Raw genomic sequence first — 14,538 nt, forward strand, 5'->3', positions numbered from 1 at the left:
ACGCGATGATAATGTGAATTCATATAATCGAGCTGAACGAAAAGCGGTTGCACCAAATCAACCCGCCTCCTAGATCTAAAGATATTGGAGGTTCCTCGAATGGAAAACACATACAGAAAACCTCAGTCAGTTCGCCACAATCTTAAGTTCCGACTGCTGCAGGTCAAATCCATCACTGATATTTCCCCGCGCATGAAACGCATCACTTTGACCGGCGAAGACCTCGCTGATTTTTACAGCGCATCCCCGGATGATCACGTCAAAGTCTTCTTCCCGAAGCCCGGCGAGATAATGCCCGTGATTCCAGAGCTTGGCCCGCAAGGACCGGTCTTCCCGGAAGGTGAAAAACCGATCATGCGGGATTACACTCCACGCCGTTTTGACAATGCCGCCAAAGAACTTGATCTGGAATTTTTCCTGCACGAAGAAGGGCCTGCGGCGACCTGGGCTCGCGCAGCCCAGGTGGGAAGCTATCTGGGCGTCGGCGGACCGCGCGGTTCCACGGTCGTTCCTTATGACTTTGACTGGTATCTGCTGATCGGTGATGAGTGTGCGATTCCGTCATTTGCCCGCCGTTTGAGCGAACTGCCCGCTGGCGCTGAAGCCGTGGTGGTTGTTGAAATCGGAAATGAATCCGAAAAACGCGAATTTGAATCCAAGGCCCATGTGGCAACTCACTGGGTTTTGCGTGAAAACAACCCGCCCGGAACAGCGGTAAAACTGAAAGAAACTGTGCTGAAAGCGAAGCTTCCACATGGTGATTATTTCTGCTGGATCGCCACCGAGCTGCAAACATCCAAAGAGCTCAAAGAGCTTGTTGAAACCGTTCGTGGTGCAAATCCGGAATGGGTGAAAGCCACCGGATACTGGAAGAAAAACGAAAATACTTAATGGCCTTAGTGGCCTGGAACTCCCGGAACGACAGGGTTTTCGGGAGTCACCAACAAAAGCTCTTCCGCCAAATCAAGAAAAAGTTTTTCATAAAAGAGCCCTTTCTGCGTCGCCTCTAGTTTTGTAATCACCTTAAATCCCCCCTATCTAGAGATGCATATTTTTTAGGCATTGAATTGTTTTAAATAGTGAGGTCTCTGCATTGACTCGATCTTACGAACTCTGTAGTTTCAGTCCCTCACTCCCGGAGATTTTTAGTTAATGACCATGAATCCGTTGCCGCCACAGGCTTACACGAAAGAGACAATGCTCAAAGCCTATCAATGGCTTATGGTGCAGAACAGCTCTATCAAGGAAATGGCAACGACTCCGGACATTCTGGTCAGCCTGTATCTGAAGGCCACCCGTGATGGTGAACATTCTCTGGAAAGACCCAGCATTCAGAACTTCAAAAACGAGCTGAAAAGCCTGGCCGGCATGATGGGCGAATTGGATCGCGCACCTCAGGCTAGTTCTGTTGTCGTACAAGCCGCTGCCGCCGCCGCGGTTCAGGCACAACCAATGATGGCTCCGCAACAGCCGGTTCATCAAGTTCAGCACATGCCTCAGATGCAGCAGCAGGTACTGCCACCGGTTCAGCCGGTGATGACGATGCCTCCGGCACCGGCGACGCAGACTCAGGTTTCCTACACAGAAAAGACTTTGACGACGACCTCCCGCGCCCCGGAAACCCTGGATATGCTTGATTGTGGCTCCAAAGCCATGATTCAGGAAGTCAAAGACGAGTTCAACCTGAGCTCGGATCTGGAAGCCCTCAGAATGCTGATCAAGATCGGCTACAGCCGCTCCAAGGGCCTTCTGAAGTAAGCCATATCCCAACGAAATCATTTAATATCTTATTTAAACTAGGCTATACTCCCCCGCATGAAGAAAAAATATATCTGGTTAGTGCTTATTTCCGGCCTTCTGGTGGCCTTGGACCAATTGGTGAAAGTGTACGTTCACACGCACTTCCATCTGGGCGAATCCGTTATCGTGATTCCGAACTTCTTCAATCTGACTTATGTTAGAAACTTCGGTGCGGCGTTTGGATTCCTGGCTGAAAGCCATCCCTCTTTCCGTGAGATCTTCTTCCTGTCCATGCCGCCGATCGCATTGCTGATCATTCTGGGCATCCTGCGTGGAGTGAAAGATGACGACACAAAACAAATCATCGCTCTATCCAGCATCTTTGGTGGTGCTATCGGGAACTACATCGACCGCGTGCGCTTCCGCTACGTGATCGACTTCCTGGATTTCCATCTGTACAACCGCTGGAGCTGGCCAGCCTTCAACATCGCCGATATGGCGATCGTGGGCGGTGTCGCACTGCTGCTGCTGTTGATGTTCCTGGAAAATAAAAAGAATAAAGAAAAAGAAGAAGGCGCCACATAGGCGCCTTTTTTATTTGTTAAGCCTTCTTGGGAAAAACAGCCTTTTCCAGTTTCGCAATGCGCTCTTCAATCGAACTTCTATTGGACATGGCATTTCGCAAATACCAGTTCAAATATGTCTGATAACCCATCCCCTGCTTTTCAGCTTCAATTTCAAGCCACTCCAGCACCTCAGGATCCAAACGAATGGTCTTAAGCACCTTGATGTCTTTCAAAGGCTTCTTTTTCTTGGCTTTGGAAAAATCAAATTCACTCTTCATGCAAACCTCGTAGATATGATTCCATTTCCCGGGATGTTGCCCTTCTTGCCGAAATGATCCGAATTCGTTCCGGACTCACACGCTCACAACAGACAACCACCAGGACTCTTGAATGCGATGACCTTCCCAACCTTACCCAGCGGTCTTCATTAGCAGAGCTTTCCTGATCCAACATCTCCAGCGCGTGAGAGTCTCGAAACGTCGTCACTGCTTCAGAGAATCTGACTCCGTGTTTTTTGTAGTTGCTCTGGGCTTTGCCATCGTCCCACTCAAATTCCATATTACCGTGCTTCTTCAAAAATGTAAATACATCGTAATTACAACATCAATATGCTGATTTTATTGAAGATTTTAAAAAGCAAAACCCACTCCGACCTTAAAACTGAGGGAGTGGGTCTGAAGGAAATATAAATCCGGGAACTGGCTTATTTGCGGGGGATGTTCTTGCGCAGTTTGCGCTGAAGGCTCTGGCGGTGCAGACCCAGCTTTTTGGCGGCTTGGGTGATATTACCCTCAGAACTTTGCAGGACATAATCAATGTATTCACGCTCCATGCGCGCCAGGGAGATTTCTTCCTCCGGCAGCTCCATGTTTTCGGCCTGATCACTGAAGGCTCTTAAAATCATTTCCACCGTGACTGGCTTGGCGATAAAGTTATGTGCACCCAGTTGCATGGCCTTCACCGCGGAAGCCACACTGCCAAAGCCACTCATCATCACAACTTTGACTTGCGGCTGGCGGGTCTTCAGATCTTTTAAAAGCTCCAGGCCACTTTCACTGCCCACGCGCAAATCCAAAAGCGCCCAGTCAACTTCACCCAGCTCTGCCACCGCGGGCATATCAGCATAGGCCTTCACCTTAAAACCACGCTCTTGCAGTTCTTCGGTCAGCACTTCACGCAAACCCTGGTCGTCTTCCACCAGCAAAAGTCGTTTTGCATGTTGTTCCATTACTTTTCCTCCAAAGGCAGACGGATGCGGGCCGTGGCGCCCTTGCCGCTGACGTTATTGGTGATTACAAAATCCCCGCCGCTGGCCTGAGCCATCATTTGCGCAGAATAAATTCCCAGACCGTTGCCCGCTTCTTTGCCAGTCACAAACGGCTCACCCAAACGCGACAGGATTTCTGCCGAAATGCCCGAACCTTTGTCGACCACTTCCAGCACCGCCCAGGTGTCCTCTTTGAACAGGCGCACGTAAAGCGGGCTTGGCACCGGGGACGCCTCCAAAGCATTGTCCAAAAGATCAAACAATGTCTGGGAAAAAGCCAGCGTCTGCAAACGACACCACAAAGAATCAGTGGTCAGATGGGATTCAATCACAACCCCGGCATTTTCTTTTTCCCACACGCCAATCAAATCCTTCACCAGCACCGGCAGTTCGACCCGTTGCAGTTCGCTTTGGGACGAGCGCGAAAAGACTGAAGCCATGTGCTGGAAAACACGCACGCATTCATCAAGTGAACTCTGTGCTTTTTCAAATTCCTCACGAGCGCCAGAGCTTTCTTCCGGCAGCTTGCGCAAGCCCCGCTCCATGCGAAGTTTCAGCGAATTCATCGGTGTTGCCAATTGATGGGAAAAACCCGCCGTCAGGGCACCCAAAGCCTTCAAGCGATCAGCCTGATGCTGACGGTCCTGCAAAAGACGGATGCGCTTTTCTTTACGCGCCAGCAGACTGGAAAAATAATGACTGACAAACCAACTGGCCGTGATCAAAACCCACTGGGAAAGGAAGCGCAAAGACAGTTCTGAGAAATCAATTCCCACCGTCTTTTGTGAGTCCAGCCAGGTTTCATACTGCAACAGCGACAGCAGCACCAAAACGGAAGCTCCGAAAACATAGGATGCTTTTTTTCGCAAAAGCATCCCACCCAGGAATGAGTGAATGCAAAGAATGCTAACAAACGGATTGTCGGCAGAACCACTTACGAACAACAATCCGGAAGCCGCGAGCAGATCCACCCACAAATGCACCAGCACTTGCTTCTGTCCATAGTCTTCTTGTTTCGGCCAGATACTGTGAGCCAAAACATTCAAGATCGCCAGCAACGTCAGCACTGCAATAATGTACGGAAAATGGCGCTTGTCCAGATAACCCCACTTCAAAAGCGGGATGGTTCCAAGCAACAAAGACACAATAGCTATCCATCGAAAACGAATCAGTCCTGGCATGGGCCCCTTGTAACCCCAGCCCCCCGGGGGTGCAACCGCAGACTTAAATATGCAACGATTCGCTGCCCCTTGCTTCGTAATTTCAAGCACTTAGACATTGTTAAACCCAAAATCAATTCAGTTCCGCCACCTAAACGCAAATATCTTGCAATTAGAAGGTGGCCTTGTTAGAAGCAAAAGAATCCAAGGAGTAACCTATGAAACTCATCTTCTCTTTATTGTTGGCCCTGCCTCTGTCTGCATTTGCTCATGAACACGATCATGATCATGGCAACACCGTTTTGAACCAATCTCCGGTGACCTTGGCATCGGTGGCGGCGTTGGAACTTTTTGAAAGCGGCAACATCGGCGGTCTGGTGGGCTTTCAAACTTTCAAAGCGGATGATGAAGCGGCCGTGAAACTGACCTATATGGATAACTCCGGCACAGCCCGCGTGGTGGGTTATGACTGCCATTTCCATGCTCATGGCGATGCTCAGGAAGCTCACTGCCATGACTCTGCAGATTTGGGAGTGATCGACTCCCCTGCCAACGACATCAGCTTTAGCGTTGATGAATTCGCCGCTTCTTTGGCTTATTCCGCTGACATCTTCACCAGAAAAATTGCGCCTCTGTCCCAGATCACAAATGTGAAAATGTGGCAGACTGGGGGAGGCATCTGGGCAACGCTGACTCACGACGCGGGTGCGGGAGAAGTGAAGTCCCATTTCATGTGTCACATGCACGGTGATCACTTTGACTGTCACCGCAGCAGAAATCCGGGTCCGAACGAACCCCGCTATCAGGAGTAGTCGATGAAGAAGCTTTTAACTGTTTTCTTCTCTCTGGCTTTGGCAGCTTGCGGTGGTGGTCACAATCCCGACAAAGACAACCTCAGCAAGGCGCTGCAGGTGGGTGACTCTTCCTATTATGATCTGGGTTCAGGCAAAGGCCTGATGAGCGAAGGTATTTCGGCTGTTTCTGCCGGAGCCAATTTTGAAATCACCTTCACCCTGAATGACGGTGGTTCCTTGAGCCTGCACACATTCGCAAATTCCAGCCTGCAAAGTGGATTCACGGTGACATTCACACGCATGGGAAATGTATTGCAGGTGCATGCCGATGCTCAAGGCGAGGTGCAGGACTGGAGTTCTTTGTTTGCTGCCGTGGATGCCTCCACAACTTTGACTTTCAATCTGGACATTCATAACAATGAACGTCCCGCCCATGTGCTGATCTGGAATGGAGCCAAAGCATCTGGCATGGACCACACAAACACAGTTTATAACAGCGCGGAGGACAGCCTGGATCTGAACTATGATGCCGCTCCCGGAAATGGTTCTGGACGGGCCTGGGGCTTCACCGCCACGAACGCTCAACTTTTGAATGCACGCCTTTCTTCCCCACAGGATGGACACTGATGAAAAAACTGATTCTGACCGCCGCTTTGCTTTCTTCCACCGCAACGACAGCTTCCGCCCAGGTTCTGCAAAACATGCAATCTGCAGCCGCACTGGATCTGGTGGCGCCGCTGAACTTCGAGGACTCTGCCGAAAACAAGCTGGACATCCGCGCTGCCGAATTGATGTTCTTTGGGCCTTTGGATCCGACCTTTGATGCTTACCTGAACTTTGCCGCTCACAATGAGGAAGGCGAATTCGTGGCCGAAGTTCACGAAGCCTATGTGGGTTCCAGCAAAGTGATTCCAAATTCCCGCTTCCGCGTCGGAAAATTCTTTCTGGGTGTGGGTCGACTGAATCAGTTCCACCAGCACGACTGGGCGTTTGTGTCGGCTCCCCGCGTACAGGCTGAATTCTTTGATGAGGAAGGTGTCGCCGATACTGGCGCTGAGTTTTCAACTCTGCTTCCCACGGACAGCTACTGGGATATCACCCTGGGTGTGACCAATGGCTACACTTATGGCCACAGCCACGATGAGGGCGAAAAGCCGCAGGTGCCCACTCACTACATCCACCCGGTGAACTTTGTCGACTTCGGCGAGGCCGGTGCGCTTCAATGGGGCATGAACTATCTGGGCCGCACCGACGCGGCAGAAACCAAAACCCAGCTTTACGGTCTGGATTTTGTGTTTAAAAAAACAGAGGGCAAAACCCTCAGCTTCCTGTTCCAGTCTGAAATCTGGTACCGCAACTTGAGTGGGCCGGGGGCGGACACTCAGGAAGACATTGGTGCTTACGTCTATCCTCAGATGTCTTTGTCAGAAAGACTGTTCCTGGGACTGCGTGTGGATTTGTTCTCGGATCTGTCCCGCAGCTTTATCAGCGATGGCTCCCGACAAAAAAATCTGGATTATGGATTTGTCCCGACTTTGACTTTTAAAAACAGCGAGTTCTCTTTGCTGCGTGTGGCATACACCTATGATAATCAAACTTATCAGGGCGAATCCGACACCATCAGCCAGAAAATCGAACTGCAGTGGGTGGCGATCCTTGGCGCCCACCCGGCCCATTCATTCTAGGAGCCTGACATGAATAAATTTTTGCTTTCTGTGCTGTTGCTTTTTAGTCCTTATGCTCAGGCCAAAATCAAAGTTGTCACCACATTGCCGGACATTGCTGAAGTGGTGCGTGCCATCGGACAAGAGCAGGTGGAGGTACAAAGTCTGCTTTCAGGTTCTGAAGATGCACACTTTGCCGAAGCCCGCCCTGATTACATTCTGAAAGTAAACCGCGCCGACATCGTCTGTTCCATGGGCCTTGAACTGGAGGTCGGCTGGCTTCCGAAAGTTCTTTCCAAATCCGGGAATGCGAAAATTCAGGATGGAGGCACTGGCTCCTGCATTCTTGGCAACAGCATCAAGCCCTTGGACGTCCCGACAGGTGTGATCAATCGCTCGCTGGGCGATGTTCACGCACACGGCAATCCTCACTTCACATTAAGCCCTTTGAAAATGGCCGAAGCCGGGCGCGAAGTGGTGCGAGTGCTGTCAGCGGCGCTACCTCAGGAAAGTGCGGCGTTTGAGAAAAATTATGATGCATTCAAAGCCGAAATGACCCGCCTGCAGGAGCGTCTGACAAAAACCGTTAAGAAAACCAAAGTGATGGAGTATCACAAGGAATTCACTTACTTCTTCAGCGCCTACGGGCTTGAATCCGCAGGTTCTTTGGAAGAAAAACCGGGAATGCCTCCGTCTGCGGCGCGCATCGCTCAGGCTGCCAAACTTGCCAAGGACAATAAAGTGACTGTGCTCTTTGCAACGGCATCAGCTCCGCATAAAACCCTGGAGCGCTTTCAGGAACTTTCCGGCGTGCCCGTGATGATCGTGCCTTCTTATGTGCAAACAAAAGGCGATGCCAGCTCCATCGCGAAACTGCAGGAGCTGCTGGTGGGGTCAGTGAAATGAGTTCCTTGCTTTCCGCCCGGGACTTGCGGGTTCTAAGCTCTGATGGTCTGGCGCTTTCACCCGTGGTGAACCTTGAACTGAATGATGGTGAAGTTCTTTTTCTGCGTGGTGAAAACGGCGCTGGAAAAAGCACGCTGCTAAAAACCCTGCTGGGGCTGCATAAGTACTTTGAGGGCCGCTTTCAGTTTTCAATTCCGCAAAAAGACATCCAATATCTGCCGCAACTGGGAACACTTCATTTTCATCTGCCACTGACTTTGCGTGATCTGCTGGGCGATAACGAAGGATCCCACCCCCTATTAAAGAACATGGATCTGGATAAAAAGTGGAACACCGCCAGCGGTGGCGAACGGCAGAAGATCCTGCTTTCAGCCGTGCTCGCTAAAAAGCCCCGTCTGTTGATTCTGGATGAACCGTTTAATCATGTGGACTCTGAATCCACCCTGCAGTTGGAAGAAGCTCTGGGGACTTACCTGAAAGAACATCCGCAAAGTTCATTGATTTTGGTGTCCCATCGCGCTTTGACCGCTGAATGGAACCGCGTGCGTGTGCTGGAGATCCGATGACATCCTTTATTGAACTGCTGCAAATCTATAAGTGGTCCCTGCCGTCGTCGGTGTTGATGGCGGCGGTGCTGGCACTGATCGGGTCCCAGTGGAGTGCGCGTGAAAAAAGCGCGCAAATCTTTGTCCTGGGACAAGGCGCCTCCCTGGGGATTGTTCTGGGCCTGGTGATCAATATTCTGCTGGGCACTGATTTTCATGGTATCAGCCTGGTGGCGGGATTGTCCCTGGGTTGGGTGACTTTATTACTGATGGATCAGTTGATTCAGACAAAGTCCGATCGCAACCACATCTATCTGACCCTGTTTGTGTTCTTCCTGTCGCTGACCTATCTGACCAGCTATCTTACCCCGGCCCTGGAAAGCCATATTGCCGCCTCTTATTTCGGTGATCTGGCGGTGATGAGTGATACGGGGGCGCAATTGTGTTTGCTGGCGGCCGTGTTTTTTGGCGTCTTTGTTCTGAAGTTCTGGAGATCCTTGTCGCTGGCGTCTTTCCAAATGGTCAACCACAGCTATATTCATCGCACTTGGCAAAATCGCGTCTTTGACGTGGGAACGCTGCTGCTGACGACGATGGCGATCCAAAGCATGGGTTATCTGTTCACTATCGGATCCCTGTTCATCGCAACCAGCTTTACATCCACCCGCAGTCGCAATTTACAAAGTTATCTGATCCGAATGCTGGTGATTTCCCTGGGGGGAACGGCTTTGGGCTTTGCGACCTCATTGATATCCACCAATCTGCCCACAGTGCCTTGCGTGCTTCTGGGACAGATGTTGCTGGGTCTGATCACTTATACGAAGAAATAGTGGAATGACGGCTGGGCTTCACGCTTCTGGCCGTCGATATTGAACATGCAGATGACTTCTGTGCAGACGCCTTTTTTAACGTTGAACACAGTCAGATCCGCATTTTCGATGATCTGATGAAGGCCGCGCCCGGCGCCGCCTTTGTTGGCGTTCATGCTTCCCGCCGCGCCATTGTAACAGCTTAGCAGATAGTCAATGATGATATCCTTGGTCAAAGACCCAAATGGATCCTTCACCCCCACCGCCAGATAAACCCCGTCACTCGCGTAACGAAGCTGGGACTGTTGATGGGTGTCGAGCTGAATTTCCTCTTTACGGGACACATGATTGAAGATGGATTTTCCGTTGGAGTCCACCGGCGCATCATAGATCGCATTCATCAGCATTTCTTCAACCACCGTGTTCACACGGTCCAAAATGGTGGAACGAACCCCCATTTTTTTGAAATAACCATACAGATCTTCGCGCAGGGATTCACGCTGGGTCGAGTTGGAAACCATCTTTCTTTGAACTTCCACTCCCCAGGTCAGGTACTTTTCGATACCGAACAGATCCTTGTTCAGAAGTTTTCCCAGCGCCGTCAGGACATAGCGAATGGTGGCGTTGCGGTCTTCTGCATCCCGGGAAATGATATGATCCACATAACGATTGCCTTCCAGAATACGCAGGTTCCCCTGGACATCCTTACTGGTCAGCAAAATTGAAAATGGTGTCTTTTTGCCTTCGTGGACCTCTTTAAGAACTTCCACGCAGCCTTCTTCACACAAAACCACGTCGTACTGATTGTCGCGCAGGAATTCCCGTGCACCTTCGGCATCATTGGCAATGTCCAGATGAACCCCGGTGCCCCCCAAAGCCATGCGGATCGGAAGCTGCTGCTTTTTATCCGGTTCAACCAACAAAACGCGTCCGCCCACTTTCTGGATTTTTTGCTGGGCCTCATGAAGTTCGCGGTTCAGGATTTCAAAGAGTCGCGCTTTTTCGTTGGTTTTCATAAGACGTTCAGTAAGGACATTGCAGTAAATCTGGAACAACAACGCCTGAAAGCGGTCTTTGTCTTTGGGATGAACATGACCGAAGTCCTCAGAACGGATCACAAAACATTCCACCGCCGAAAGAGCCTTGACCGTGGTGGATGTCGGATTGGAGGTGATCACGCTCATTTCACCGAACACCTCACCCGGGGTGTCCAAAGTGGCAATCACTTCAGAAGCCAGGGAAATTTCGACTTTTCCGGATCTCAAAAAGAACAGAGAGCTGTTTTGTTTGCCCTCTTGAAGAATGAAGGAACCCGCGGCGAATGACTCGCAATGAACCATGGCAGACGTCTGCAAAAGCAGGTCATCCGCAAATGATTTAAAGAAAGAAAAGGCCCTAATTTCTTTGGCGATTTCAGCCGGGTGCAACTTCATATAGGCCTTATTATGTCTGTAGTTCCGGGCCCTTGACCAGAATCGTCTTGAATATTCTTGGTAATCAAAGAAAATTAAGTCTATCGTCGGTATATAGCGGAGGCCGCTTGTTTCCTTTTATCCCCCTGTCATCAACTCTGAACGTTCCCACTTACTATCTCGTTTTGAGTCTGACGGTGTGCCTTTGTCTGATTTGGATCAGTGCCCGCGCGGATAAGTTTGAACTTTCCCGGAAGGTCGCTCTGGACCTAAGTCTTATTATCATGGTCACGGGATTTATTGGCGGCCGCCTGTTTCACGTCTTCTATGAAAACTTCGAGCACTATCAGGAAGACTTCACCCGCATCTTCTATTTCTGGAATGGCGGGTTTGTTTTTTATGGCGGCGCAATTCTGGCGGGCTTGTGCTGTCTATTATATATGATCTTTGTGGCCAGGGTTCAGTTTGAGGATTACCTGGATCTGTTTGCACCGGTCTTGTCTTTTGCTTATGTCCTGGGTCGCGTGGCGTGCCTGCTGGCGGGATGTTGTTATGGCGGAAGCTGCGATCTGCCCTGGGCCGTGAATGGTCTGCACCCGACCCAGGCCTATGCTTCGCTTTGGGAACTGGGAGTGCTTTTCATTTTGCTGGGAACTGAAACCACGGCTCAGTCACTTCGTCCCAAGCTCTTAAAAAATCCGGGCAGCATCTTTTTCTTATGGATGGTGCTGCATGGAATGGGACGTCTGTTGATGGAGGCCTTCCGCGATGATTTCCGTGGGCCTTCTTTGGGATTGTCCATTTCAAGTTGGATCAGTCTGACGATTATGGCGCTGGGATTATTCCTGATGATTCGCCGTCCAGCACGCCGGAGCTGAGCAACTGCCGCCCGTCTGACACAAAGCCCCTGCAAGATAAGTATCCAGACGGCATTGATGGGATGGATATACGTTTCTTAGCAACTGTTCTGCTGCCGGAGCCGGTGTCCACAAAGATACATCATCTGATTTTTGTGAATCATAGCGTTTAAAGAACTGCACCATTTCAACCCCGGTCTGCGCAACTCGGGCGCAAAGTTCATTGCCCCCACAAAGTGCAAGCACCTGCGGATTGATATCAGCAACCAGTTCCGGATGCGCTTTCAAAAACTGCGGCAGGCAGTCTTTCGCAGCATAAAAATCCGACTGACCTTCCGAAGACGACCACTCCGCCCCGGTGAAAGTTTGACGGGGCTCTCCGGCAATCACGTGACCAATTTCGTGACAAAGAATTCCCGCCAGAACCGGCAGCGAAGCCCCTGGCGCTCTGGCCATTCCACCCCACAAAGACACCTGCATATAAGTGTCTTTGTTCTGGGCAAAGGCCGCAAAGTAAGGGCTTTCCCATTCCGCCGGAATCAGCAGAGGTCTTCCGGTGCTGTTGAACACCGGCATGATGTACTTCACCTGAAAATCAGTCAGCAGGGCTCGGTATTGAGCCTCAGTCACATCCGAAACCTTGGCACTTCCCGGAGGCAAAAAGAAATATCCGGCCTGCTGCGCGAAAGACGCTCCTGAAGTGCGGGCCTTCAACGGTTTTTGCGTCTGAACCATAACAATAAGTCCCACCAGAAGAAGTGTCGCCAGAATATAGGGAAGATATTTTTTAGTTTCGCGGCTCATAGGGACAGCACCATACCATATTTAAGATTAAAGTCCCATGTGCAAAACGTGGCGTGAAAGTTTCCACCCGCAGTGACAGAAAATGTTCACCTCACTCAAGCATAGTCACTGGAATCAAAACAAAGCTCATCTCCGGCAGGCACAAATTCTGCTATGAACCATCTTCGACATACTTTTAAAAAAATCCGGAGGATTCCATGCGCGTGTCGATGACTGTATTTTTGATGTCTTTTGTTTTTGCGACCCAAGCCTCAGCTTCGGCTTTTGATTCTTTGAATGATCAAAAACTGCAAGAGCAGGCCCTGACTCTTCTGGAACAAAATGCCGCTTCAATGCGCCTGACTGGTGATGTTCGCCCCGAAGAAAAGCTGACAGAGATTCTGGCCAAAGTTCAGGCCTACAACGACGAGATCCTGACCCGCCTTTCCGAAGGCCAGGATCTGGAAAACATGACAAGTGCTGTTTCCCACACCGACACCAAATGCAGCGTCGACCAGAGTGGAAAATCCGCCGTGTGCAATCTGCTGATCACCTACCGCCCGCTGGGCGAAACCAACGTCCGCTTCCATGTTGACCTGGATGAGGCCGGCAATGCCGTGGGCATCTCCAGCACAGCCGACATCGCTCGCGGCGACTAAAACCCGCAGTGCTTTCAATAAGTTCCCCCCCCTGTCTCAGATTGAGACAGGGTTTTTCATGTTCCATTGCAGTATTCACCCCTCGCCATCGGCGCAGCCTGTGACACAAAATGGCTGACCTTATAAATAAGTAAACACCTCGGCGCGCCCCATCTGCATTTAAACCCTCTTTCAACAATCCCGCCCTCTGGCATGACTCATGTATTGCAGTGTAAGTGAGGAAAAATATCGAGAGAGAGGTTTATTATGAAAAGGATTATCGTATCGTTTATCGCGATCTATAGCGCGCTGGTTTTGGCGGCGTGCGGAAAAAGTGGTGGCGGCGGCGGAAACAACAACACCGGCACAATTCCCAACTGTGCAGTAGGAACTGTCTGGAACGGTTCACAGTGTGTTGTGGTTAATGGCGGCGGCAACGTCGTAACCGGCCCTGTTCAATTCTATGACTATAACTATTATGGTAATAACACAAATTACCGCGGCAGCCTGAGCATTGTAAACAGCGGTGCTTATGCAACCTTCCTGAAGGAAGCTTTGGCCGTGTGCGGTCGCACTATCTGGGGTATCGAAGCGGGCTTGGCCAAGTGTGAAAACTGGACATCCGGCTCCCTGATGGTTTCTTTCTCTATCGACGGTTCCATGAGACCAGTGTTGAGATTTGAAGCATACCCTGCTCCAAACTGGTATCAGTACACATTGAGCCTGGGAATCAACGCAGGTGGTGTTGCTTTCAACCCGCTGATTCTTTCCAACAACAACACTTTCAGCCTGATCAACAACAGCAAAGGCTTTGAAATCCGCGCTCAGGGTTCTTACCTGAACGGTGGTGGTCTTCGCCTGATCCAGGTGATGGTGAAAGAAGGCACTTTGGCGCAGAATCAGTTCGCTTACGAACTTTACTTCCCGCACAATGGTGTTGCGACGAAGTTCGCAACGGGTGTTTTCAAGCGTTACTAAGCTCCGCGTCTTGCACTGGGTGCGGGACTTGGAATAAATTTCGACTATGACCGAATCTCAATCTCGACAGGTCAAATGCCCGCAATGCGGGCGTTTGGCTTTGTACTCAAACGAAAATCCCTTCCGCCCTTTCTGCTCTGAAAGATGCAGACTTATTGATCTTGGCGAGTGGGCCTCTGAGTCCTACCGAATTCCCGTTAAAGACTCTTCAAGTGATGCTTTAACTTCCATGGATGATGATGATTATCCAGGCGAAGACAAACATTAGTATCAGCCGCAAAACCACACTCAGAGACCTTTTCACATTTTGCAGTTGACGAAATTCTGATTATGGATTTTCATGGGGCTGTCATTGGATGACGAAGAGTTATCATCACGATTTTATAATCAACATCGGATACACAAACGTGTCCAACAAG

The 14,538-nt window shown here is 50.4% G+C and carries 19 protein-coding genes; 13 read left to right on the top strand and 6 right to left on the bottom strand.

The features are described 5' to 3' along the window. The first annotated feature begins 99 nt into the window (after positions 1-99). From ACZ520_RS15925 to lspA, 3 genes are all read left to right on the top strand, one after another. The gene (locus tag ACZ520_RS15925; protein ID WP_464126478.1) at positions 100-891 is read left to right on the top strand and encodes a siderophore-interacting protein; all 792 of its coding nucleotides are present in this window, start codon (positions 100-102) and stop codon (positions 889-891) included. A gap of 261 nt (positions 892-1,152) precedes the next feature. Further along, a complete protein-coding gene (locus tag ACZ520_RS15930) occupies positions 1,153-1,758 on the top strand; it encodes a hypothetical protein (protein ID WP_464126480.1) in 606 nt (201 codons plus the stop codon). Positions 1,759-1,815: 57 nt separating this feature from the next. Further along, entirely contained in the window at positions 1,816-2,325 is a 510-nt protein-coding gene (gene lspA / locus ACZ520_RS15935) for a signal peptidase II (protein ID WP_088564175.1), read from the top strand. Positions 2,326-2,341: 16 nt separating this feature from the next. On the opposite strand, the gene ACZ520_RS15940 is transcribed toward lspA, so the two are convergent. The 4 genes from ACZ520_RS15940 to ACZ520_RS15955 all read right to left on the bottom strand — a co-directional run bounded on the left by ACZ520_RS15940 (position 2,342) and on the right by ACZ520_RS15955 (position 4,718). Next, a complete protein-coding gene (locus ACZ520_RS15940) occupies positions 2,342-2,584 on the bottom strand; it encodes a BrnA antitoxin family protein (protein ID WP_088564174.1) in 243 nt (80 codons plus the stop codon). Next, on the bottom strand, positions 2,574-2,864 hold the full coding sequence (locus ACZ520_RS15945) for a BrnT family toxin (RefSeq protein ID WP_464126482.1): 291 nt from the start codon (positions 2,862-2,864) through the stop codon (positions 2,574-2,576). The genes ACZ520_RS15940 and ACZ520_RS15945 overlap by 11 nt, the downstream gene beginning before the upstream one ends. Before the next feature lie 145 nt (positions 2,865-3,009). After that, on the bottom strand, positions 3,010-3,534 hold the full coding sequence (locus tag ACZ520_RS15950; RefSeq protein WP_464126484.1) for a response regulator transcription factor: 525 nt from the start codon (positions 3,532-3,534) through the stop codon (positions 3,010-3,012). Next, on the bottom strand, positions 3,534-4,718 hold the full coding sequence (locus tag ACZ520_RS15955; RefSeq protein ID WP_464126486.1) for a sensor histidine kinase: 1,185 nt from the start codon (positions 4,716-4,718) through the stop codon (positions 3,534-3,536). Before ACZ520_RS15955 ends, ACZ520_RS15950 begins: the two co-directional genes overlap by 1 nt. A 233-nt stretch (positions 4,719-4,951) precedes the next feature. On the opposite strand from ACZ520_RS15955, the gene ACZ520_RS15960 reads away from it, so the two are divergent. The 6 genes from ACZ520_RS15960 to ACZ520_RS15985 are packed head-to-tail and all read left to right on the top strand — an operon-like array spanning position 4,952 to position 9,472. Beyond that, a complete protein-coding gene (locus tag ACZ520_RS15960; protein WP_464126488.1) occupies positions 4,952-5,545 on the top strand; it encodes a hypothetical protein in 594 nt (197 codons plus the stop codon). A 3-nt stretch (positions 5,546-5,548) separates the two neighbouring features. Continuing rightward, entirely contained in the window at positions 5,549-6,154 is a 606-nt protein-coding gene (locus ACZ520_RS15965) for a hypothetical protein (RefSeq protein WP_464126490.1), read from the top strand. Next, a complete protein-coding gene (locus tag ACZ520_RS15970; protein ID WP_464126492.1) occupies positions 6,154-7,212 on the top strand; it encodes an outer membrane beta-barrel protein in 1,059 nt (352 codons plus the stop codon). Before ACZ520_RS15965 ends, ACZ520_RS15970 begins: the two co-directional genes overlap by 1 nt. A 9-nt stretch (positions 7,213-7,221) precedes the next feature. Continuing rightward, the gene (locus ACZ520_RS15975; protein WP_464126494.1) at positions 7,222-8,097 is read left to right on the top strand and encodes a metal ABC transporter substrate-binding protein; all 876 of its coding nucleotides are present in this window, start codon (positions 7,222-7,224) and stop codon (positions 8,095-8,097) included. Further along, complete coding sequence (locus tag ACZ520_RS15980) at positions 8,094-8,663, top strand: ATP-binding cassette domain-containing protein (RefSeq protein ID WP_417868208.1); 570 nt, start codon at positions 8,094-8,096, stop codon at positions 8,661-8,663. The genes ACZ520_RS15975 and ACZ520_RS15980 overlap by 4 nt, the downstream gene beginning before the upstream one ends. Next, a complete protein-coding gene (locus tag ACZ520_RS15985) occupies positions 8,660-9,472 on the top strand; it encodes a metal ABC transporter permease (RefSeq protein ID WP_088564165.1) in 813 nt (270 codons plus the stop codon). Before ACZ520_RS15980 ends, ACZ520_RS15985 begins: the two co-directional genes overlap by 4 nt. Here ACZ520_RS15985 and ACZ520_RS15990 read toward each other — a convergent pair. Beyond that, positions 9,457-10,884, bottom strand: coding sequence for a cyclic nucleotide-binding domain-containing protein (locus ACZ520_RS15990; RefSeq protein ID WP_088564164.1), 1,428 nt, complete (start codon positions 10,882-10,884; stop codon positions 9,457-9,459). The two genes, ACZ520_RS15985 and ACZ520_RS15990, sit on opposite strands and share 16 nt — an antisense overlap. 107 nt (positions 10,885-10,991) lie before the next feature. Between ACZ520_RS15990 and ACZ520_RS15995 the strand changes: the two genes are divergently transcribed. Beyond that, positions 10,992-11,741 carry a prolipoprotein diacylglyceryl transferase gene (locus tag ACZ520_RS15995; RefSeq protein ID WP_464126497.1) on the top strand — a complete coding sequence of 250 codons (750 nt, stop codon included), beginning with the start codon at positions 10,992-10,994 and terminating at the stop codon, positions 11,739-11,741. Here the strand turns inward: ACZ520_RS15995 and ACZ520_RS16000 are convergent. Continuing rightward, entirely contained in the window at positions 11,703-12,524 is an 822-nt protein-coding gene (locus tag ACZ520_RS16000) for a hypothetical protein (protein ID WP_374031251.1), read from the bottom strand. The genes ACZ520_RS15995 and ACZ520_RS16000 overlap by 39 nt on opposite strands. Before the next feature lie 197 nt (positions 12,525-12,721). Here ACZ520_RS16000 and ACZ520_RS16005 point away from each other — a divergent pair, with 197 nt between their 5' ends. The 3 genes from ACZ520_RS16005 to ACZ520_RS16015 all read left to right on the top strand — a co-directional run bounded on the left by ACZ520_RS16005 (position 12,722) and on the right by ACZ520_RS16015 (position 14,387). Next, the gene (locus tag ACZ520_RS16005) at positions 12,722-13,162 is read left to right on the top strand and encodes a metalloproteinase domain-containing protein (RefSeq protein WP_088564161.1); all 441 of its coding nucleotides are present in this window, start codon (positions 12,722-12,724) and stop codon (positions 13,160-13,162) included. A gap of 246 nt (positions 13,163-13,408) precedes the next feature. After that, a complete protein-coding gene (locus ACZ520_RS16010; protein WP_374031252.1) occupies positions 13,409-14,119 on the top strand; it encodes a hypothetical protein in 711 nt (236 codons plus the stop codon). A 46-nt stretch (positions 14,120-14,165) separates the two neighbouring features. Next, positions 14,166-14,387 carry a DNA gyrase inhibitor YacG gene (locus ACZ520_RS16015; RefSeq protein ID WP_088564159.1) on the top strand — a complete coding sequence of 74 codons (222 nt, stop codon included), beginning with the start codon at positions 14,166-14,168 and terminating at the stop codon, positions 14,385-14,387. The last annotated feature ends 151 nt before the right edge of the window (positions 14,388-14,538 follow it).

The organism is Bdellovibrio sp. BIS2, assembly GCF_055398295.1.

Bases quoted from the DNA above. Each gene is read 5' to 3' on its own strand.
- ACZ520_RS15925 (WP_464126478.1), top strand. From the start codon at position 100: ATGGAAAACACATACAGAAAACCTCAGTCAGTTCGCCACAATCTTAAG.
- ACZ520_RS15930 (WP_464126480.1), top strand. From the start codon at position 1,153: ATGACCATGAATCCGTTGCCGCCACAGGCTTACACGAAAGAGACAATG.
- lspA (WP_088564175.1), top strand. From the start codon at position 1,816: ATGAAGAAAAAATATATCTGGTTAGTGCTTATTTCCGGCCTTCTGGTG.
- ACZ520_RS15940 (WP_088564174.1), bottom strand. From the start codon at position 2,584: ATGAAGAGTGAATTTGATTTTTCCAAAGCCAAGAAAAAGAAGCCTTTG.
- ACZ520_RS15945 (WP_464126482.1), bottom strand. From the start codon at position 2,864: ATGGAATTTGAGTGGGACGATGGCAAAGCCCAGAGCAACTACAAAAAA.
- ACZ520_RS15950 (WP_464126484.1), bottom strand. From the start codon at position 3,534: ATGGAACAACATGCAAAACGACTTTTGCTGGTGGAAGACGACCAGGGT.
- ACZ520_RS15960 (WP_464126488.1), top strand. From the start codon at position 4,952: ATGAAACTCATCTTCTCTTTATTGTTGGCCCTGCCTCTGTCTGCATTT.
- ACZ520_RS15965 (WP_464126490.1), top strand. From the start codon at position 5,549: ATGAAGAAGCTTTTAACTGTTTTCTTCTCTCTGGCTTTGGCAGCTTGC.
- ACZ520_RS15970 (WP_464126492.1), top strand. From the start codon at position 6,154: ATGAAAAAACTGATTCTGACCGCCGCTTTGCTTTCTTCCACCGCAACG.
- ACZ520_RS15975 (WP_464126494.1), top strand. From the start codon at position 7,222: ATGAATAAATTTTTGCTTTCTGTGCTGTTGCTTTTTAGTCCTTATGCT.
- ACZ520_RS15980 (WP_417868208.1), top strand. From the start codon at position 8,094: ATGAGTTCCTTGCTTTCCGCCCGGGACTTGCGGGTTCTAAGCTCTGAT.
- ACZ520_RS15985 (WP_088564165.1), top strand. From the start codon at position 8,660: ATGACATCCTTTATTGAACTGCTGCAAATCTATAAGTGGTCCCTGCCG.
- ACZ520_RS15990 (WP_088564164.1), bottom strand. From the start codon at position 10,884: ATGAAGTTGCACCCGGCTGAAATCGCCAAAGAAATTAGGGCCTTTTCT.
- ACZ520_RS16000 (WP_374031251.1), bottom strand. From the start codon at position 12,524: ATGAGCCGCGAAACTAAAAAATATCTTCCCTATATTCTGGCGACACTT.
- ACZ520_RS16005 (WP_088564161.1), top strand. From the start codon at position 12,722: ATGCGCGTGTCGATGACTGTATTTTTGATGTCTTTTGTTTTTGCGACC.
- ACZ520_RS16010 (WP_374031252.1), top strand. From the start codon at position 13,409: ATGAAAAGGATTATCGTATCGTTTATCGCGATCTATAGCGCGCTGGTT.
- ACZ520_RS16015 (WP_088564159.1), top strand. From the start codon at position 14,166: ATGACCGAATCTCAATCTCGACAGGTCAAATGCCCGCAATGCGGGCGT.